This window comes from Bradyrhizobium yuanmingense, assembly GCF_900094575.1.
Classification (GTDB): Bacteria; Pseudomonadota; Alphaproteobacteria; order Rhizobiales; family Xanthobacteraceae; genus Bradyrhizobium; species Bradyrhizobium yuanmingense.
Genome location: NZ_FMAE01000004.1, coordinates 524,185 through 544,049 on the forward strand (window position 1 = coordinate 524,185; position 19,865 = coordinate 544,049).

The window sequence follows — 19,865 nt, forward strand, 5'->3', positions numbered from 1 at the left end:
ATCAGGGCGCCACGTCGAGGCGGCTCGGCGCCCGCCCGATCCAGGATGATGCCCGGACGCGTGCAGCGCGCGCTGCTGTGGGTGCACCGTTGGTTCGGATTGATCGGCGGCATCGTCGTGGTGCTGATCGGCCTGACTGGAAGCTTCATCGTCTTCTACCGGGAGATCGATGTCGCCCTGAATCCGGCGCTCTATGCGCCCGCCGGTCCGGAGCAGAGCGTCACGTTAGCGGAGGTGATGCACGCCGCCGCGGCAGCGGATCCCGCGCCGATCGCGACGATCCTGGCGCCAGACCGGACCTGGCCGGTCTGGATCGTGATCCATTCGCACGAGACCACGCCAGGCAGCTACCCGAACCGGTGGACGACCATGGTCGATCCTTCCAACGGCAAGGTGCTCGGGCGGCGTGACTACGCCAACGCGTTCGCGCTCAAGGTTTACCGTCTCCATTTCACGCTGCTGCTCTACGAGTTCTGGGGCAAGGAACTGGTCGGCGTGGCCGGGTTCGTGCTGCTCGGCTTGGCGGTCTCGGGTCTCTTCCTTTGGTGGCCGAAGCCGGGGCGATTTTGGCGATCGATCTCGGTGCGCAAGAACGTCTCGCTGCTTCGATTTGTTCTGGACCTTCACGGTGCGGCAGGCTTTTGGGCGCTGGCCGTGCTCTTGTTGATCTCGATCACCGGCGTCGGCATCGTTTTTCCCGACCTGGTGCGGCCCATCGTCGGCCTCGTGTCGCAGCCGACGCCTGATCGCTCGCCGCGAGTCGAAATGCCGCCTCCGGCAGGGACGCCGGTGCTCTCACCTGACGCGATCATGCGACGCGCGCAAGAGGTCAAGCCCGGTGCGACGGTCGCCATGCTCAATCCGCCGACCGCAACGCGCAACACCTGGCGGGTGCAATTTCGTCCTGATGGAGCTGATCCCGCGGTGCGGTCGCGTGGAGCGATCTGGCTCGATCCGTGGAGCGGCGCTGTGGTGCACGACCGCACGCCGGGCACCATGTCGATGGGGGACCGCTATCTGGCCGAGCAGCTCTGGCTCCACAATGGCGCGACGTTCGGATTCGCAGGACGCCTGCTGGTGTTCGCGGCCGGCTTCGCACCGCTAGTCCTCTTCGTCAGCGGCGCGATGATGTGGCTCAAGAGACGGCCCGGGAAGATGAGGCCCGGCTGAGAGGTCAGCGCCTGACGATTGAACCGGCGCGGCCAACCAGGCGGGCGAGCTGACGGAAGCGGCTGCCGACGCGGTCGGCGACGAGGTCGCCGAGCCGGTGCTCGAACACCAGCATCAATTTGCGGCCCTGGCTGCGGAAATGCGTGGCTGGCAGGACGCCGGGACGTGCGGCCGAGATCAGATGCGCGACGCGGAACGCGGCGCCCAGGAGGCGCGCGCGTTCGAGCTGGGCCGGCGTCAGCAGCTCCTGCATGGTGACCGGCGGCTGGTTTTCCTCGCTGAGGCCGGCATAGCGATAGAACACCGACAGGCCGACGAAGGCGCGTTCGGTGTGGGTGATCGCGCCGAAATTGCCGTTGACGACGAGGCTGAGCGTCTGCTCGCCGCGATGATCGGGATGCACGCGCCAGCCGATGTCGGAGAGCAGGCACGCGGTGTGGCGGAGGCGGCGGTCCACTTCCGTCTCGCGCAGCTTGACGACGCGCACCAAGCGGTCGGTCCAGGCAATCAGCTCGCGCGGGTGCCTGGCCGAACGCGACAGCAGCTGGTTCAGCTCCTCCGCCGCGCAGATCAGCCCGTCCTTGTTGCGTTCGGTCTCGGGCAGCTTCTCGTGCAGCAGGCCCTCGCGCACGCCGAAGGTGGAGAACACGATGTTCTTTGGCTTCGCGACGCGGATGATGTGCTCGAGCACCAGCGCCGCATAGGTGAGGAGAGGGCGCCGCGCATCGGCGACGATCTCGATGTCGGCAAGCATGTCGGCGGCGGCGAGGCGCCGCAGGCGGCGCGAGAAGTCGAGCGCCTCGGCAGCCGGAATGGAATAGCCGTGCATCACCTGGAGCGGATAGCCGCTCTGGATGATGTGGATGCGCGCGAGCGCGCGCCAGGTGCCGCCGACGGCATAGAAGGTGCGACCGCGGCCGGCAGTGAGTAACTGGACCCCGTCGATCTCCTCGCGCACGATGCGGTCGGCGCGCTTGAGCGATTTGTGGGCGAGGTCCTGCAGTGCGAGGCCGCCGAGCGGCAGCGTCACGCCGCTGCGTACGGCGTTCCTGCGCACGTCGATCAGCTCGAGCGAGCCGCCGCCGAGGTCGCCGACGATGCCGTCTGGATGGTGGATGCCGGAGATCACGCCGAGCGCGGACAGTCGTGCTTCGCGCGAGCCCGACAGGATCTCGATCTTCACCGCGCAGATCCGCTCGGCCCTGGCGATGAAATCGGGGCCGTTGGAGGCGTCGCGGCATGCGGCGGTCGCGATCGCGAACACGCGTCCGACCTTCATCACCCGGCACAGCGCGCGAAACCGTTTCAGCGAGGTCAGCGCCTTGTCGATGGCGTCGGGCGCGAGCAGGCCCGTGCTCTGCACCTCGCGCCCGAGGCCGCACAGCGTCTTCTCGTTGAAGATCGGGATCAGGCTGCGCGCCAGCGCCTCGTAGACGACGAGGCGGACCGAGTTGGAGCCTATGTCGATAACCGCGACGCTCGAGCCGCGCTTGCGCGGCCGCTTCACGTCGCAAATCCCCGATCAGGATTGATGACGTTCGTTCCGGCGCGTGAGACGACGCGGCGAGGATTCCTTGAGCGACTTTCCACGGCCAGACAGACTCGGATTCGTCATGAAGTAGTTGTGGACGTTGAAAGGCTCCTCGCCCTTCGCGGTCTTCATACGCGTTGAAGACCCATCCGGCAACAACTGCCAGCTCTGCTCATTGTCCTTCAGGTTCGCGACCATGATCTGTTCGAGAACCTGCTGATGCACCGTCGGATTTTGCAGCGGACACAGCACCTCGACGCGGCGGTCGAGGTTGCGCGGCATCATGTCGGCGGACGAGATATACACAGCCGCTTTCGCGCTCGGCAGTCCCTGGCCCATGCCGAAGCAGTAGATTCGGCCATGTTCCAGGAAGCGGCCGATGATCGACTTGACGCGGATGTTCTCCGACAGACCGGGAATGCCGGGCCTGAGGCAGCAGATGCCGCGCACCACGAGCTCGACCTGGACACCGGCCTGCGAGGCCTCGTAGAGCGCGTCGATGATATCAGGGTCGACCAGCGCGTTCATCTTCATCCAGACCGCGCCGGGACGGCCATGCCGCGCATGTGCGGTCTCGCCCTGGATGTGCTCGATGATGCGCTTGCGCAAGGTCAGCGGCGACACCGCCATTTTTTCCAGATCGCTCGGCGCGGCATAGCCGGTGATGAAATTGAACACGCGCGCGGCATCGCGGCCGATCGTCGGGTCCGAGGTGAAGTAGGAGAGATCGGTGTAGATGCGCGCGGTGACCGGGTGATAATTGCCGGTGCCGGTATGGACGTAGGTCGTCAGGCTGCCGCCCTCGCGGCGCACCACCATCGAGAGCTTCGCGTGCGTCTTCAATTCGAGGAAGCCGTAGACGACCTGCACGCCGGCGCGTTCGAGATCGCGTGCCCAGCGGATGTTGGCTTCTTCGTCGAACCGCGCTTTCAGCTCGATCAGCGCGGTGACTGATTTGCCGGCTTCGGCCGCTTCGGCCAGCGCGCGCACGATCGGTGAATTGTTGGAGGTGCGGTAGAGCGTCTGCTTGATCGCAACGACGTCGGGGTCGCGCGTGGCCTGCTGCAGGAATTGCACCACCACGTCGAACGACTCGTAGGGATGGTGGACGATCAGGTCCTTCTGCCGGATCGCGGCGAAGATGTCGCCGCCATGCTCGCGCACGCGTTCGGGGTGGCGCGGCACGTAAGGGGTGAATTCGAGGTCGGGCCGGTCGAGGCGGGTGAGCTGCGAGAGCTCGTTCATCGCCTGCACGCCGTCGACCAGGAAGATCTCGTCGTCGGCGGCGGAGAGCGCGTGCTGCACGAAGCTGCGCAGCTGCTCCGGCATCTTGGCGTCGATCTCGAGCCGGATCACCGATCCGCGGCGGCGGCGCTTCAGCGCGGTCTCGAACAGGCGGACGAGATCTTCGGCCTCCTCCTCGATTTCGAGCTCGGAGTCGCGGATGATCCGGAAGGCGCCTTGGCCGTGCAGATTGTAGCCGGGGAACAGGCGGTTGATGAACAGGGCGGTGGCCTGCTCCAGCGAGATCAGGCGCACCGTGCCATCCGCCGGCAGGCGGATGAAGCGGTCGATCTTGCCGGGCATGCGGATCAGCGCGTTCATCTGCTTGCCGTCAGCGGCGCGCGTGAGCTGCAGTGCGATGGTGAAGCCGAGGCTCGGAATGAACGGGAAGGGGTGGGCCGGATCGATCGCCAGCGGGGTCAGGAGAGGGAACACGTTGTGGAGGAAGTAGTCCTCGATCCAGGTTCGTTCCGCCTTTGTGACGTCCTTGCCGTCGACCAGCACGATGCCGACCTCGGCCAACGTGGCGCGCAGGTCGCGCCAGATCGCCTGCTGGTCGGAGGCGAGCTGGGAGACGGTGCGGTTGATCAGCGCGAGCTGTTCGGACGGCGTCAGGCCGTCGGGGCTGCGCTCGGCGATGCCCTCGCGGACTTGGGCCTTGATGCCGGCGACGCGAACCATGAAGAACTCGTCGAGGTTATTGGCCGAAATCGACAGGAATCGCACCCGCTCCAGCACGGGGTGGCTGGGATTGACTGATTCCTCCAGGACGCGGCGGTTGAAATGCAGCCAGGACAGCTCGCGGTTGATGAACCGCTCGGGACTGGACGCGATCGCCGGAAGGCTCTCGGTTTCCGGGGCTTTCTCTTTCGTTTCAACAGCTTGCGCAGAGTCCATCAGAAGTCGGTCCATCCAGTTCACCCCAATTGCGACTCAAGCGCAAAAATCGGCGGGAGCATGTGTTAGAGCGATGACGTTTCGATGACATTGATGTTCCGCCCCCGCGCCGCGTCAAGCGGGCCCGCGAGCTTGTCAGGCGTCCCGGAGCAGCTCAGCGGCCAGCGCCCGGGTGACGGGACGGCCGAGCCGTAGGGCTTCGCTGTCGAGCAGCTCGACGGCCCGCCGGGCGGCGGCCGAGGACCGCTCCAGGCGCGTCGCGAGGTAGCCGACCACGCTCTCGTCCACATTGAGCTGGCGGTCGGCGCAGAACTTGACGATGAGGCCGCGGAACAGCTGGTCGTCGGGCGGCATCAGCGTAACCGCCGGAACGGCCCGCAGGCGCGAGCGCAGGTCGCGAAGCTCGATCGGAAGCGCGGCCGGCGCCTCGCGGCCGGTGAACAGGACGTAGGCGTCGTCCTCGCGGGCGAGGTTCATCAGGTGAAACAGGGCACGCTCGTCGAAGTCCCCAGCCTTGAGATCCTCGACCACCAGCGCGCCGGTGGCGAGCGCGCCGGGCACGTCCATTGCGGTCAGCGCATTGGCGGTGGTCGAGCGGGCGCCGGCTTCCTCGGCCCAGATCGCGGCGAGATGGCTCTTGCCGCTTCCCTCCGGGCCCGCCAGCCACATGATCCGGTTCGGCCATTCCGGCCAGCCGTCGATGAGGCCGAGACCGGCCGCATTGGCGGGGCCTTCGAGGAAGTTGTCCCGGCTGAGGCTCTCCGCATGCGGAAGCGCAAACGCCAATTGTCGGGGATGAACGCGGCCTGCCACGCTTGCTCTGCTCCATGCCGGCGCGCCGGCCCGCTTGTAGAGATTCGACTTGATGGTGCGGGACTTGGCCTTTTGCTGGGCTGCTTCCTCGCTCATTTGGCCTCGATCGTGCTCATGTGCCGCAGCCACTCGACGAGATAGAGCGACACGGAGGAGAGCGTGAAGACCGTGACGAGACCCATCAGGATGATATCATAAGGCGCGGGCTTGAAGCCGAAGGCAAGCGCCGCCAGCACCAAAGCTGCGAATGCCACTTGTGCCACCGTGTTGAGCTTGGAGACTTTCGACGGCTTCATCTCGACCGGCCGGTCGAACAACCAGGACACGATCACGGCGGCGACAATCATGATGTCGCGCGAGACCACCAGGATCACGATCCAGCGCGGGATCGCGCCCCAGATGCCGAGCGCCATGTAGATCGAGACCAGCAGCGCCTTGTCGGCGAGCGGATCGAGCAGGGCGCCGAGCTCGCTCGTCATGTTGAAGCGCTTGGCCAAAAAGCCGTCCACGGCATCGCTGATGCCGGCGATCAGGAAGACGGCGAACGCCACCTCCATTTGGCTCGACACGATGGCCCAGACGATGATCGGGACCAGCATGATGCGGCCCAAGGTAATGATATTCGGAATACTCACGAAAGCGCTTCCCGGCACCGGTTCTGACCTCAAATCCGGCCCGTTGCAGGCTGAACCGGTTGATATGTCTACATAGTATAGCGGGGAGCGCCATGCGAGCCATTGCGCGTCCCCGGAATTCAACGTAACCAGCCGCAAACCCACTGGAAATCGGGCATGACCGACCGCAAAAACGGCCTCACTTACGCCGATTCAGGCGTCGATATCGACGCGGGCAACCGCCTGGTCGACCTGATCAAGCCGATGGTGCGCGCCACCGCGCGGCCGGGCGCCGATGCCGAGATCGGCGGCTTCGGCGGCCTGTTCGACCTCAAGGCGGCCGGCTTCAAGGATCCGGTCCTCGTGGCCGCGACCGACGGTGTCGGTACCAAAGTCAAGATCGCGATCGAGACCGGCCTGCATGGCGGCATCGGCATCGACCTCGTCGCCATGAGCGTCAACGACCTCGTGGTCCAGGGCGCCGAGCCGCTGTTTTTCCTGGACTATTTCGCCTGCGGCAAGCTCGACCCCGAGGCCACGGCCGCCATCGTCGCGGGCGTTGCGGAGGGATGCCGCGAATCCGGCTGCGCTTTGATCGGCGGGGAGACTGCCGAAATGCCCGGCCTCTACAAGGACGGCGACTACGATCTCGGCGGCTTTGCCGTCGGCGCCGCCGAGCGCGGTACGTTGTTGCCGCGCAAGGACATCGCCGCGGGCGATGCCGTGATCGGTCTCGCTTCGTCCGGCGTGCATTCCAACGGCTTCTCGCTGGTCCGCAAGATCGTCGAGCAGTCGGGCCTCGGCTTCGAGGCGCAGGCGCCGTTCGCGCCGGTGATGACGCTCGGCGGCGCGCTGCTGACGCCGACCAGGCTGTACGTGAAATCCTGCCTGCGCGCGATCCGCGAGACCGGGGCGGTGAAGGGGCTCGCCCACATCACCGGCGGCGGCTTCACCGACAACATCCCGCGCGTGCTGCCGAAGCATCTCGGTGTCGGCATCGACCTGGCACGCCTGCCGGTGCTGCCGGTGTTCAAATGGCTGGCGGCCCAAGCCGGCATCGCCGAGCTGGAAATGCTGCGCACCTTCAATTGCGGCATCGGCATGATCGCGATCGTCGAGCCCGACAAGGTCGACAAGGTCGTCGAAGTCTTCACCGACGCCGGCGAGACCGTGGCGCAGCTCGGCACCGTGATTCCGGCCGAGGGCGAGCACCGCGTCGTCTATAACGGCCACCTCGACATGGCGCTATAATGACTGGCGCCGTGATGAAGCGCCGCGTCGCCATCCTGATTTCCGGGCGCGGCTCCAACATGGCTGCGCTGATCAGGGCAGCCGCCGCCGCGGATTTCCCGGCGGAGATCTCGCTCGTCATCTCGAACAAGGCGGATGCGCCCGGCCTCGAACGCGCCCGGGCGAGCGGCGTGACCACCGAGGTGATCGAAAGCAAGCCGTTCGGCAAGGACCGCGCCGGCTTCGAGACGGTGCTGCAGGCCGCGCTCGACAAGCACGGCATCGAGCTGATTTGTCTCGGCGGCTTCATGCGCCTGTTCACGGCCGAGTTCACCAAGGCCTGGTACGGGCGGATGCTCAACATCCATCCCTCGCTGCTGCCATCGTTCCCCGGCCTCGACCCGCACGGCCAGGCCCTGCGCGCCGGCGTCAAGCTCTCCGGCGCGACGGTGCACTTCGTCATTCCCGAGACCGATGCCGGCCCGATCGTGATGCAGGGCGCGGTTCCCGTCAGCGACCACGACACCGCGGAGACGCTGTCGGAGCGCATCCTCGAGGTCGAGCACCACATCTATCCCGAGGCGCTGCGGCTGCTCGCGGCCGGCAAGGTCCGCATCGAGGGCGATGTCTGCAAGACGGCGGGAAGCGCAGCGTCGGAGAATTTTTTGGTATCGCCGGTGGCGCGCTGAAGAGTCGTCGCCGTTTCGGCGCCACAAACAAAATCCCCCGGCAGAGCCGGGGGCAACGTCATGATCGCTCGCATGCCGCGAGAGACATCAGGAAACCTTGAGGTTCTCCGCGGATGATTTGCCGCGGTTCTCCACGAGGTCGAATTCAACCACCTGGTTCTCGTTGAGGGTGGAAAGTCCGGCACGCTCGACGGCGGAGATGTGGACGAACACGTCCTTGTCGCTGCCATTCGGCTTGATGAACCCATAGCCCTTTGTCGGGTTGAACCATTTGACGGTGCCCTTTTGCGGCATCGCTCGTCTCCTCCACTAGATATAAAAACGACGCGGCCGCTTTTTTCGCGTGCCACGCCACAAACGGGCTCCCGGAAGTCTGTTCGAGTCTTGAGGCGCAATGTCGCGAAACGCACAGCAAACGGCCAATTCCGATTGTGAACGTTATTGCAACATGAAATTCGCCGGCTAGCAAGCCGCGCGCGGATTTCAAGAGCAAGCCGGGTGCCTTCAAGCGCGATTTGCGACCTGTGGCAGCAGAACCACAATCGGTGCAATAGCCTCGGCCGTTATGCGCCGACCGGTTGACCCCTCGTGGCAGTTCGGCCCAAATCGCCGCAAGCGCCGCAGACCGTGTTGCATTTTTGCGCGCCCGCCACTTCGCTTTCGGGATTCATCGCATGCGCTGCGCCGCGCAGCTCTCCGGGACACGGCAGACGATCGGGTTGGACTGCGTCCGCCGGATCGCGGCTGCGCTTGCGATGGCGTTTGCCCTGGTAGTGCCGATGGCGGCCGTGAGCCCCGGCTTCGCGCAAAGCACGCCCACACCGACCCCGACGCCCACGCCGACACCCACGCCGTCACCGACCCCGATTCCGTCGCCGACCTCGACCAATCAAAATCAGTCAGCCGGCAACAGCATGCTCAATTTCGGCTCAGGCTTTCTGGAGCGGCTCGGCAATCAGGCCTCCGGCGGCGTCAACCGGGCGTTCCGCACCAATCCGGGCGGCGGCGGCGCCTCGGTGGCTGCGGAAGATCCGCGCTACCGCACCTGGTTCGAGGGCTATGGCCTTTCGGTCCGCACCGATGCGCAAGGCGACTTCGTCGGCGACAAGCGCAAGACCTTCGGCGGCGTTGCCGGCTTTGGCGCGCGGCTCGCACCCGGCGTCAACATCGGATTCTCCGTCGACCACAGCCACACCGACATCGACGTGCCGCTGGCGCTGCAATCCGCAACCCTCGATCTCACCCAGCTCGGCTTCAGCGGCTCGGTCGACAAGGGCCCATGGACCTGGGCCTTTGCCGTGGTGCACGGCTTCGGCAAGGTCCATTCCAGCCGCGATACCGGCCTTGGCCTTGCGACCGCGCGCTATCGCGCCGCCGTGGCCGGCGCGCTGACCGAGATCAGCTATTACTGGACCAAGGACGAGATGCGCATCGTGCCCAAGGGCGCGCTGGAATATGTGCGTGCCACCAGCGCCGCGTTCCAGGAGACCGGCGGGCTCGATCCGCTCAACGTCGGCTCGTCGGCGCTCTCGCGCGCGCGCGCCATGCTCGGGGCCGAGGTCGGCCGCTATTTCATCATCGACCAGAAGATCCTGGACCTCTCGGCCTACGGCAAGTTCGTCGACAATTTCCACCAGGACCTCGGATCCATCCAGGTCAGTCTGGGCGCCCAGAACATCATCGTCCCCGGCATCGGCGAGAGCCGTTACGGCGCGGATGCCGGCGCCTCGGCTTCGCTCAGCCTGACCAACGTGGCGAGGCTCTACGTCAATTACGACGGCAAATTTCGCAACGAGCTCACCTCGCACCAGGGCACGCTCGGCTTCGAATACAAATGGTGAGCTGACGCTCGCCTGCGTTAAGTCGGCGCCGTCGCCACGTATCCCGCCAGGCCAAAGCCCTCGCGCGCCGCCGTCATCATCGGCACCAGCGCGTTCGGATGGATGAACTCGTCGCGGAAGCAGGGATAGGTCCTGGCATCGAAGATCTTCTTCAGCCAGTCGACCACGATCTTGTGCCGCTCGGAGCTGCGGAACTCCTTGTGATAGGTGAGCCAGAGATCGGCGTGATGGCTGACGCCGAGATCGACCGCAACGAGCGGCGCACCGAGCGCGATCGATACCGTCGGCAGGAAGCCGATGCCGGCGCCGCGCTCCACCGCGTAGAGCACGCCCACCGACGAATTGGTCTTGATCCCGACGATGCCTTCGAGCGACTTCAGCCCGAGCACGCGGGCATAGGCGCCGTCGTCGACCTGCGGCGCGCTCTGCTTGATGATGCGGTGATTGTTCAGTTCGGCGAGCGTTGCCGGCACGCCGTAGAGGCTTTCATACTCCTTGGAGACGAAGGGATAGATGTGGAGGCGGCCGAGCTTGGCGACGATCAGATCGGGATTGGTCGGCGGCTCGAGCTGGATCGCGATATCGGATTCGAGCCGCGCGACGTCGGCCTGCTCCATCGCGCAGCGCAGATCGACCGTGATCTTGCGGTACGTCTTCTGGAAGTCGATCAGCCGCGGCAGGATCCAGAAATTGCCGGGGCCTTCCGTCACCGCGACGCGAACGGTGCCCGAGGTGTCGTTCGAGGACCGCGCCGCGCGGCGGAAGACGTTGAAGGCATGACGCTCCATATGCGTGACGTCGGCGATCATCGCGGCGCCTTCATCGCTGAGCGTCAGCCCGCTCTGGTCGCGCAGGAACAGCTTGCACCCAATGCTCTCCTCGAGCCGGTCGATGCGGCGCATCAGCGTGGTGGAGGTGAGGCCGAGCTCTTCGGCGGCATTCCGAAAACTTTTAAATTTTGCGCACGCTAAAAACAGCTTCAAATCATCCCAGGACGCGCCCAGGGCTTCTTCACGGTGCTGCATCATCGCAGCACCCCGGTGCAATAACTGCTGCATACTCCTGATCCCCAACCGCTAAGCTCGTCGTAGCGGGGCATGAAAGCCTCGAACGATAGAGGCGCGACATGAGTATGGAAAGGGGCACGTTTGCCGCAAGGCATGATTTCGATGCCTTGCCGTTGAGCCCGGACGTCGACGTCCGCTGTGCGCAATTTTCCGAAATTGGAGCGCTTTCGGAGATGGCGCACCGGCTGGTGCCGGGCGTGCAGATCGGGACGGCGGAGCTTGCCAAATATTACGTCTTCGATCCCCAGAGCATCCTGACATTCAGCCGCAAAGGCAAGCTCGTCGGCGGCATGGCCTTCCTGTTTCTCAATGACCGCGGACATGACGCGCTGCTGCTCGACGAGATTTGCCTCACCGCGCCCGAGACGCGTTATCTCGCATCGGCAGACGAAGACGTCGCTGCCATCTACATCTGGGCGATCGCGGCGACGGGCCGCGGCATCGCCGGTCTCGGTAAGGCCGCGGCTCATCTGCGGCAGATAAGGTTTCGCGATGCGGATTGCTATGCGCAGCCGTCAACGGTGGCCGGACGCGACATCATGAAGGCGACAGGCTTTGCGCCCGTCCCGAGCTTCCAACCCGACCTTTGGTGCTACGAGCGGCCCTGGCATCGACAGCCGATACGCATGCCGGGAGCGATCATCCAATCAAGGAGCTTTGCAGATGCACGGTACTAGGATTCCAGTCGCCAAGCCCTGTTCCCGCGCCATCACCATCCGCCTCGCGCGCGACCCAAGCGATCTCATGCTGGTGACCGCCATCCGCTCGGCGGTCTACCTCGCCGAGCAGGATTGTCCGTTCGAGGAGGAGTTCGACGGCAACGACATGGTCGCGGCGCATTTCATCGGCTTCGTCGGCAACGAGCCTGCGGGCTGCCTGCGGGTGCGCTTCTTCGGCGATTTCGCCAAGGTGGAGCGGCTTGCGGTGCGTCACCAATATCGGCGCTCGCGCGTCTCGTTCAAGCTGGTGCAGGCCAGTGTCGATTATGTGAAGCGCAAGGGCTTTCGCAAGATCTACGGCCAGGCGCAGGACCGGCTGGTCGATTTCTGGGCCCATTTCGGCGCCAAGCCGCTCGGTCACAACCGCAAGATCACGTTCTCGGATTTCTCCTACACGGAGATGCTGCTGGAGATCGAGCCGGGCCCGGACGCCATCACGCTGGATAGCGATCCCTATGTGATTATTCGTCCCGAGGGCGATTGGGACCGTCCTGGCGTGCTCGATGCCTCGGCCGGGCGGGCGGTGACCTCGCCGCTGCGGGACCTCGCGCTCGCCGACCGCTGAAACAGGTGCAGCTGCGCGCAACTCGATGCTGGTTTCAATGCACGATGATCCGCCGATCCTGGTCTGTGCGGATCTTCAGGTCGAGTACCTGACTCCCGGCCGCCGTCACGTTATCCGCGACGGCGATGCGACGGCGGCGCGCTGCCTGGAACTCCTGACGCTGTGGCGCAGCAATCTATGGCCGGTGATGCATCTGAAGCGCATCGCGCAGGCGGCCTGGTTCAATCCGTCATCCAGGCTGACCGATTGGATCGCGGAGACCAGGCCACAACCGGGCGAGATGACGTTCGAGCACCCGCTGCCGTCCGCCTACAGCTCGTCGCGGTTTGGCGGCCACATGTCCGCTATCCGCACCACACGCTGCATCCTGATCGGCTTTTCCCTGGACGAGACCATCCTGGCCACTGCCGTCGAGGGGTTTCACCGCAGTCATCGCTACCATGTGATCACTGACGCGGTGGCTTGCCGGCAGCCGGGCACGGACGATGCCGCGGCCTACCGGCATGCGGTAGTGGATGTCATTGCGAATTTTGCTACAGTCCAGTCTAGCGCCGAACTGATCAGAACCAGCGGCGCCGTTGCGGTGTAGGCGGCCGCGGCCGGTCGATGGGGTTGAGAATTGTCGCGGGGAGACGAGCTCAAGGAGCTGGCGAGCGATCTGTCGCATGCCGCCGAGAAGGCGCGCAGGCTTGGGCTGCCTACCACGGTCTACTTGCTCTCGATGGCGCTGATGGAGGTGAGGGAAGCCGTTTCCGCCACCGACGAAGTGGACGACGACGGCGCGGCGTGAGAGCTGCCCAGCCCGATTCTGCGATCCGCGGTCCTGTCATGTGCGGCTTTGTGCATCGCTGCTGAGCGCTTGCCGCCGACGAATTGGCATTGCAAGTTTTGCGTCGTGGCAATAGCCAAGTACTTGAGACAAGTACTCGCCATCGAGTGATGACGCCGGCCCGCCGGCGGCGTGACGCTTTTAGGGATCATCGCAAATGTCCATGCTGCCCAATTCGCAAGAGGCCCGGGATGTGGCCTATCAGCTCCATCCCTACACCAATGCGCGCACGCATCAGCAGGCCGGTCCGCTGGTGATCGAGCGCGGCGAGGGGCCTTACGTCTTCGACGCGTCGGGCAAGCGCTATTTCGAAGCCATGGCGGGCCTGTGGAGCGTCGGGCTCGGCTTCAACGAGAAGCGACTGGTCGAGGCGGCGCACAAGCAGATGCAGGCGCTGCCGTTCTACCATACGTTCTCCGCCAAATCGCACGGTCCGTCGATCGACCTCGCCGAGAAGCTGGTCGCGCTCGCGCCGGTGCCCATGAGCAAGGTGTTCTTCACCAATTCCGGCTCGGAAGCGAACGACACCGTGTTGAAGCTGATCGCCTATCGCTCCAACGCGCTCGGCCAACCGCAGCGCAAGAAGGTGATCAGCCGCCTGCGTGCCTATCACGGCGTCACCATCGCATCCGCCAGCCTCACGGGCCTGCCGAACAACCATCGCTCGTTCGACCTGCCGCTGCCGAACATCCTGCATACGGGCTCGCCGCACTTCTACAAGGACGGCGCCCCCGGCGAGAGCGAGGAAGCCTTCGCCACGCGCCGGGCCGAGGAGCTCGACGCCCTGATCCAGAAGGAAGGGCCGGATACGATCGCGGCGTTCTTCGGCGAGCCGGTGATGGGGGCGGGCGGTGTCGTGGTGCCGCCGGCGACCTATTGGGACAAGATCCAGAAGGTCCTGAAGAAGTACGACATTCTCCTGGTCGCCGACGAGGTGATCTGCGGTTTCGGCCGCACTGGCAAGATGTTCGGCTGCGAGACCTACGGCATCAAGCCCGATGCGATCGTCGTCTCCAAGCAGATCACATCGAGCTATTTCCCGCTCTCGGCGATCATCCTGAACGACCGCATGTTCGAGCCGATCGCGGACGAGAGCAACAAGATCGGCGTGCTCGGCCACGGCTTCACCGCGGGCGGCCATCCGGTCGGCTCGGCGATTGCGCTGGAGAACCTCAAGATCATCGAGGAGCGCGGCCTCGTCGCACACGCGGCCGAGCTCGGTGGCTACATGCAGGGCCGCTTGCGTGAACTCGCCAGCCACCCGCTGGTCGGCGAGGTCCGCGGCGTCGGCATGATCGCCGCGCTCGAGCTCGTGCTCGACAAGGCGCGCAAGACCGCCGCCACTACGCCGGGCGCCGTCGGCGGCATCGCCAGCCGCATGCTCCAGGAGCGCGGCGTGATCTCGCGCAACATGCTCGATGCCATCGCGATCTGCCCGCCGCTGATCACGACCAAGGCCCAGATCGACGAACTGGTGGACGCGATCTCCGGCGTGCTGAACGACATGAAGAGCGAAGTGGCGAAGCTGACGCCGGCGTAAGGCTTCGTCGCTCTCTCCGTCGTCATTGCGAGGAGCTCTTGCGACGAAGCAATCCAGACTGTTTCCGACGAGGAATTCTGGATTGCTTCCCTGAACCTGTCATCGGGCCCGCGCTTCGCGCGGAGCCGTTGGCTCGCAATGACGGGAAATCGGCGCGACAGCGTGCCCCTACGCCCGCTGCACCCCGATCACGCGGCCTTTCTCGATCGCGAGCGCGAGCTCGCCGCGCTTGAGCTTCAGCGCGGCGTCGCCGAACAGCTCGCGGCGCCAACCGCGCAAGGCGGGCACGTCGGCCTCATCGTCCGCCGCGATCTCCTCTAAGTCGTCGACGGTCGCGATCACCTTGCTTGCGACTGCGTGGCGCTCGGCGGTCATCCGCAACAGCACCTTCAACAGCTCGACGATGGCGGCGCCGTTGGAATTGTTGCGCGGTTTCTCCAGCTTGGGCAGCTTCGAGAAGTCCCGCGCCAGCCCCCGCTCGACCGCGGCGATGATGTCCGCGCCCCATTTGGATTTCTCGAACCCCTTCGGCACCGAGCGAAGGTGGGCGAGCTTCTCCAGCGTGGTCGGCGCGTGGGTCGCGATGTCGGTGACGGCTTCGTCGCGCAGCACGCGGCCGCGCGGCACGTCGCGGCTCTGCGCCTCCTGTTCGCGCCAGGCCGCGACCTCCATCAGCACCGCGAGGTCTTTGGGCTTGCGGACCCGCGTCTTCAGGCGCTCCCAGGCGCGCTCGGGATGGAAATCATAGGTGCGGGGGGAGGTCAGGACCTCCATCTCGATGGAGACCCATTCGCTGCGGCGGCGTTTCTTCAGGTCGGCGTCGAGCGCGGCGAACACGTCGCGCAGATGGGTGACGTCGGAGACCGCGTAATGCATCTGCTCCTTGGTCAGCGGCCGGCGCGACCAGTCGGTGAAGCGGTGGGTCTTGTCCGGGCGGTGGCCGGTGACCTTCTCGACCAGGGCGTCATAGGCGATGCTGTCGCCGTAACCGAGCACCATCGCAGCCACCTGGGTGTCGAACACCGGGTGCGGGATGATGCCCGCCTGGTGCCAGATGATCTCAATGTCCTGGCGGGCGGCGTGAAACACCTTGAGCACACCCTCGTTGCCCATCAGCTCGAAGAACGGCTTGAGATCGATCCCCTCGGCCAGGGTGTCGATGACCACGGCTTCCTCGGCGCTGGCCATCTGCACCACGCACAGCAGCGGGTAGTAAGTGGTCTCGCGCAGGAATTCGGTATCGACTGTTATGACGGGGTGCTTGGCCAGCCGGCTGCAGGCAGCCGCGAGGTCAGCGGTGGTGGTAATTAAATCCATGAACGGCCCATGACACTTGGTATCAGCCGTTCCGCCGAAAGTGCTGTGATGTCAAGGGGCTCTGAGCGAATTCGAGCCTTGCATCGGGCCGGAATCGTCTCTTTCCGACGAAAATCCTATTCGTAGCGGACCCGCTGGGAGGATTTTCGTGCGCAGGGCAGCGCCACCACGAGGACGCACATGGCGACCAGCGCCAGTCCCAGGAACTCGATAACCAACAGATCCACGGCGAAATCTCCAGAAACATTGATAGATTTGTCGGGGTGCGTTGAGGGTCTGTTAATTGTGATGGTTACCGGCGGCGGGCCGGGGCGGATGGTGGACGAGAAGTTAATTGGGCGCAGCCATGGTCACGCCATCAGCTTCGGCAAGCCGGTCGCGAGGATGTCCACGGCGGCGCGCACCTTCGGCGGCAGCCGGGGTGAGCGCGGCCAGAGAGCGTGGCACTCGTAGAGGAATGGGGGCTGACTGCTGAAGAGATTGACCAGTGCACCCGTATCGAGGCGCTCGCGGACCAGCCAATAGGGTAGCCAGGCGAGACCCATGCCTTGTGCCGCGGCATCGGCAATCGCCTCCAGGTCGTCGAGTCGGAGCCGGCCCGATGGCATGATCTCGCGCGGAGGCCCGCCCTCCTGCGGAAAGAGCCACGGCCGGACACGCCCTGAGCCGCGATAGATGATCGCTTGATGGGCGGCGAGATCGTCGAGCGATTTCGGCTTGCCGCTCGTGCGCAAATACGACCGCGCGCCACATACCACCATGCGCTGGCTTGCGATGCGCCGTGCGATCAGGCCGGACTGGTCGTCGAGATCGCCGGTTCGGATTGCCAGATCGTAGCCGGCCTCGACGATGTCGGCAATCGGATCGGCGAACGAGAGGTCGAGTTCGAGATGCGGATATTTCCGCGCGAGCTTCATCAGCAACGGCGCAATGCAGTGCCGTCCCAGCAGGGCCGGCATGGTGACGCGCAGCCTGCCGCGCGGCTCCGACAACTGGTCGGCAACGACGCTATCTGCGGCTTCGGCCTCGCTCAGCACCGCGCGGCAGCGTTCGTAGTAGGCCTGGCCGGCGTCGGTCAGGCTCTGGCGCCGAGTGGTGCGGTTGAGGAGCCGTGCCCCGAGGCGCTCTTCGAGGAAACGGACGTGCTTGCCAACCATCGGCCCCGACATCTCCAGGGCATCGGCCGCAGCCGCGAACGAGCCGAGATCGACGGCTCTGACGAAGACGGCCATGCTGGTCAGGCGGTCCATGATTGAAAACTCCTGGTTTCGACTTTTGGCTTGCTTGGGCGATTTATTCTCTTCGCACGGATCGGCATAGCTCTATTCAGTTCAACTGTTTTGGAGTGCATCCATGGCCCGCGCCGTTCGCTTTTATCGCCATGGTGGTCCCGACGTGCTGCGCATCGAAACCATCGATGTTCCGCCACCGGCGACGGGCGAGGTGCAGATCCGGGTCAAGGCACTCGGCCTCAATCGCGCCGAGGCCTTGTTGCGAGCGGGGACCTATATCGAGCGCGCGACATTTCCATCTGGGCTGGGTCTCGAGGCGGCCGGCATCGTCGAAGCGGTCGGGGACGATGTGACGAGCTTTGTGCCGGGCGATATCGTGAGCATCGTGCCGCCGCTGTCGATGGTGCGACGGCCGGCCTATGCCGAGCTCGCGACGTTTCCGGCCGAACTCATCGTGAAACATCCGCCGGAGCTCGGCTTCAAGAAGGCGGCGGCCGTGTGGATGCAGTATCTGACGGCCTACGGCGCTTTGGTCGACATCGCCCGACTTGGTCGAGGGGACATCGTCGCCATCACCGCTGCATCCAGCAGCGTCGGGATTGCGGCGATTCAGATTGCGAACCGGGTCGGCGCGACCGCGGTCGCGCTGACGCGGACCTCGGCCAAGCTTGGGGCCTTGCGCGATGCCGGCGCGGCCCATGTCGTCGCCTCGGACGAAGACGACATTCGGGCGCGGCTGGAGGCGATCGCCGGATCTAACGGGGTCCGCGTCGTCTTCGACGCCGTCGGTGGTCCCGCGTTCGAGCCGCTGACCGCGGCCATGTCGCCGGGCGGAATCCTGATCGAATATGGTGGATTGAGTCCTGAGCCGACGCCGTTTCCGCTCTTCAACGTGTTGACGAAGAGCCTGGTGTTGCGCGGCTACCTCGTGCACGAGATCATCCGCAATCCCGCGCGCCTCGCGCAGGCCAAGGCGTTCATTCTCGACGGGCTGTCGGATCGCACGTTGCAGCCTGTCATCGCCCGAACGTTCCGCTTCGAGGACATCGTCGAAGCGCATCGGTTTCTGGAGTCGAACGATCAGTTCGGCAAGATCGTGGTGACGATCTGATCGAGCACATTCCCAACGCATTCGGCGCCCCGCATGACGGGGCGCCGAAGCTTGTTCGTGCGATGGACTACCGATTTTACGGCAGCTTCAGCGACGTCTCAGCGTTGTACGGCTTGAGCGTCTCGTCGGCGGCTTTCTGGGCAGCGGCGAGGGCTTCCTTCGGCTGCTTCTTGCCGTTGAGGACCAGCATCACCTCGTCCTCGAGGTTCTTGCGCACCGGCACGGTCTTGTAGGTCGCAAACCACGGCTTTGCGACGTCGAGCTGCTCGACGGCGGTCTTGGCGTCCGGGTTCTTGCCCAGGAATTCGACCATCTCCGGCGTCGTGTAGGCGGCCATGTTCGGCGCGAAATAGCCGGTGGCGCGGCTCCACCAGCCGCTCTTCTCGGGCGAGGTCATCCACTTGATCAGCGTCCAGGCGGCCTTCTGCTTGTCGGCCTCAAGCCCGGCCGGCATGATCAGCGAGGCGCCGCCGATCGGTACCGCGTTGCGGACGTTGCGCGGGATGAAGGCGACCTTGTAGGGGAACTTGGCGTTGTCGCGCACATAGGTGAGCGAGCCCGTCGACAGCATCATCATCGCGGCATTGCCCGAGATGAAGGAGGTGCTGACGGCAGGACCAGGCGTAGCGCCGGGCGTGTGGACCTTGTGCTTGTAGATCAGGTCGTTCCACCAGGTCAGTGCACCCAGCATCGAGGGCGTGTCGTAATAGACCTCGCCGCCGAACTCCTCGTTGTAGTAGCGGCCGCCATTGCTCATGGTGAGCGTTTCCATCATCCAGCCGCAATAGTCGTAGGCGCAGGGGATCGCGATGCCCCATTGGGTCACCTTGTCGCCCTCGCGCTTGGTCAGCTTCTTGGCCCAGTCGGTGAGCTCGGCCCAGGTCTGCGGCGGCTTGCTCGGATCAAGGCCCGCTTCCTTGGCCTTGTCGGCGTTGATGTAGAGCAGCGGCGTCGAATTGTGGAACGGCACGCCGTAGACCGAGCGGTTGATCACGGCATTGCCGTGCAGCGCCGGGAAGAACTGGCCGAGGAACTGCTCCTTGGTGGTGCCGTCGGCCTTGATCAGCGCATCGAGATTGGTGAGCTCGTTCTCGATCTGCATGTCGAGCAGGAAGTTCGCCGACATGATCACGGCGGCCGGCGGCTTGCCGGCCTTGATCGCGGCGCGCGTCTTGATCAGCGTGTCGTCATAGGAGCCGGTGTAGACGGCAGTCGCCTTGACGTTGGGATGAGTCTCGTTGAACTCCTTGATCAGGGTGCCCATGTCGCGGGCGAGCTTGCCGTCGACGGGGACGGGAAAGAACAGGTCGACCTCGGTCGGACCTTCGGCCTTGGCCGGAACGGCGAGGGCGCCTGCCATGGTGCCTACCATGGCCAGGCCGAGCATGAGCCTGCGGGAGAACAGCATCGGAAAAT

Annotated in this window: 19 protein-coding genes; 10 read left to right on the top strand and 9 right to left on the bottom strand. The window is 65.0% G+C overall.

The window, feature by feature from the left end; all coding sequences use genetic code 11:
* The first annotated feature begins 45 nt into the window (after positions 1-45).
* Positions 46-1,170, top strand: a complete 1,125-nt coding sequence (locus GA0061099_RS16010) for a PepSY-associated TM helix domain-containing protein (protein WP_036022731.1) — start codon at positions 46-48, stop codon at positions 1,168-1,170.
* 4 nt (positions 1,171-1,174) lie between these two features.
* On the opposite strand, the gene ppx is transcribed toward GA0061099_RS16010, so the two are convergent.
* From ppx to GA0061099_RS16030, 4 genes are all read right to left on the bottom strand, one after another.
* Entirely contained in the window at positions 1,175-2,677 is a 1,503-nt protein-coding gene (gene ppx / locus GA0061099_RS16015; RefSeq protein ID WP_074447893.1) for an exopolyphosphatase, read from the bottom strand.
* 15 nt (positions 2,678-2,692) lie between these two features.
* A complete protein-coding gene (locus tag GA0061099_RS16020) occupies positions 2,693-4,882 on the bottom strand; it encodes an RNA degradosome polyphosphate kinase (RefSeq protein WP_036000566.1) in 2,190 nt (729 codons plus the stop codon).
* 135 nt (positions 4,883-5,017) lie between these two features.
* Positions 5,018-5,695, bottom strand: a complete 678-nt coding sequence (locus GA0061099_RS16025) for a P-loop NTPase family protein (protein ID WP_036022747.1) — start codon at positions 5,693-5,695, stop codon at positions 5,018-5,020.
* Between the two features lie 92 nt (positions 5,696-5,787).
* Positions 5,788-6,330, bottom strand: coding sequence for a CDP-alcohol phosphatidyltransferase family protein (locus tag GA0061099_RS16030; RefSeq protein ID WP_025035876.1), 543 nt, complete (start codon positions 6,328-6,330; stop codon positions 5,788-5,790).
* Between the two features lie 156 nt (positions 6,331-6,486).
* Here GA0061099_RS16030 and purM point away from each other — a divergent pair, with 156 nt between their 5' ends.
* Positions 6,487-7,560 (top strand): phosphoribosylformylglycinamidine cyclo-ligase, encoded by a 1,074-nt coding sequence (gene purM, locus GA0061099_RS16035; protein ID WP_036000563.1) that lies wholly within the window; start codon positions 6,487-6,489, stop codon positions 7,558-7,560.
* A 14-nt stretch (positions 7,561-7,574) separates the two neighbouring features.
* Entirely contained in the window at positions 7,575-8,228 is a 654-nt protein-coding gene (purN, locus tag GA0061099_RS16040) for a phosphoribosylglycinamide formyltransferase (protein ID WP_036022748.1), read from the top strand.
* A gap of 87 nt (positions 8,229-8,315) precedes the next feature.
* On the opposite strand, the gene GA0061099_RS16045 is transcribed toward purN, so the two are convergent.
* Positions 8,316-8,522 (bottom strand): cold-shock protein, encoded by a 207-nt coding sequence (locus tag GA0061099_RS16045; protein WP_027576280.1) that lies wholly within the window; start codon positions 8,520-8,522, stop codon positions 8,316-8,318.
* A 380-nt stretch (positions 8,523-8,902) separates the two neighbouring features.
* Here GA0061099_RS16045 and GA0061099_RS16050 point away from each other — a divergent pair, with 380 nt between their 5' ends.
* Entirely contained in the window at positions 8,903-10,069 is a 1,167-nt protein-coding gene (locus tag GA0061099_RS16050) for an autotransporter outer membrane beta-barrel domain-containing protein (RefSeq protein WP_074447894.1), read from the top strand.
* Positions 10,070-10,086: 17 nt separating this feature from the next.
* Here the strand turns inward: GA0061099_RS16050 and GA0061099_RS16055 are convergent, their stop codons facing one another.
* A complete protein-coding gene (locus tag GA0061099_RS16055; protein ID WP_036000552.1) occupies positions 10,087-11,127 on the bottom strand; it encodes a LysR family transcriptional regulator in 1,041 nt (346 codons plus the stop codon).
* Between the two features lie 68 nt (positions 11,128-11,195).
* Between GA0061099_RS16055 and GA0061099_RS16060 the strand changes: the two genes are divergently transcribed.
* The 5 genes from GA0061099_RS16060 to GA0061099_RS16075 all read left to right on the top strand — a co-directional run bounded on the left by GA0061099_RS16060 (position 11,196) and on the right by GA0061099_RS16075 (position 14,789).
* A complete protein-coding gene (locus GA0061099_RS16060; RefSeq protein ID WP_036022739.1) occupies positions 11,196-11,813 on the top strand; it encodes a hypothetical protein in 618 nt (205 codons plus the stop codon).
* Positions 11,800-12,420 carry a GNAT family N-acetyltransferase gene (locus GA0061099_RS16065; RefSeq protein ID WP_036000546.1) on the top strand — a complete coding sequence of 207 codons (621 nt, stop codon included), beginning with the start codon at positions 11,800-11,802 and terminating at the stop codon, positions 12,418-12,420. Before GA0061099_RS16060 ends, GA0061099_RS16065 begins: the two co-directional genes overlap by 14 nt.
* A gap of 25 nt (positions 12,421-12,445) precedes the next feature.
* A complete protein-coding gene (locus GA0061099_RS16070; protein WP_036000543.1) occupies positions 12,446-13,009 on the top strand; it encodes an isochorismatase family protein in 564 nt (187 codons plus the stop codon).
* 30 nt (positions 13,010-13,039) lie between these two features.
* Positions 13,040-13,210 carry a hypothetical protein gene (locus GA0061099_RS41165; protein WP_167361657.1) on the top strand — a complete coding sequence of 57 codons (171 nt, stop codon included), beginning with the start codon at positions 13,040-13,042 and terminating at the stop codon, positions 13,208-13,210.
* 196 nt (positions 13,211-13,406) lie between these two features.
* Positions 13,407-14,789, top strand: a complete 1,383-nt coding sequence (locus GA0061099_RS16075) for an aspartate aminotransferase family protein (protein ID WP_036022740.1) — start codon at positions 13,407-13,409, stop codon at positions 14,787-14,789.
* A 168-nt stretch (positions 14,790-14,957) separates the two neighbouring features.
* On the opposite strand, the gene rnd is transcribed toward GA0061099_RS16075, so the two are convergent.
* Both rnd and GA0061099_RS16085 read right to left on the bottom strand, forming a co-directional pair.
* Entirely contained in the window at positions 14,958-16,106 is a 1,149-nt protein-coding gene (gene rnd, locus GA0061099_RS16080) for a ribonuclease D (protein WP_036000537.1), read from the bottom strand.
* Positions 16,107-16,456: 350 nt separating this feature from the next.
* Positions 16,457-17,356 (bottom strand): LysR family transcriptional regulator, encoded by a 900-nt coding sequence (locus GA0061099_RS16085; protein WP_036022741.1) that lies wholly within the window; start codon positions 17,354-17,356, stop codon positions 16,457-16,459.
* A 103-nt stretch (positions 17,357-17,459) separates the two neighbouring features.
* Between GA0061099_RS16085 and GA0061099_RS16090 the strand changes: the two genes are divergently transcribed.
* Entirely contained in the window at positions 17,460-18,449 is a 990-nt protein-coding gene (locus GA0061099_RS16090) for a zinc-dependent alcohol dehydrogenase family protein (RefSeq protein ID WP_036022743.1), read from the top strand.
* Between the two features lie 76 nt (positions 18,450-18,525).
* Here GA0061099_RS16090 and GA0061099_RS16095 read toward each other — a convergent pair whose 3' ends face one another.
* Positions 18,526-19,857: an ABC transporter substrate-binding protein gene (locus GA0061099_RS16095; RefSeq protein WP_036022744.1), complete on the bottom strand. Its 1,332-nt coding sequence runs from the start codon at positions 19,855-19,857 to the stop codon at positions 18,526-18,528.
* Between the last annotated feature and the right edge of the window lie 8 nt (positions 19,858-19,865).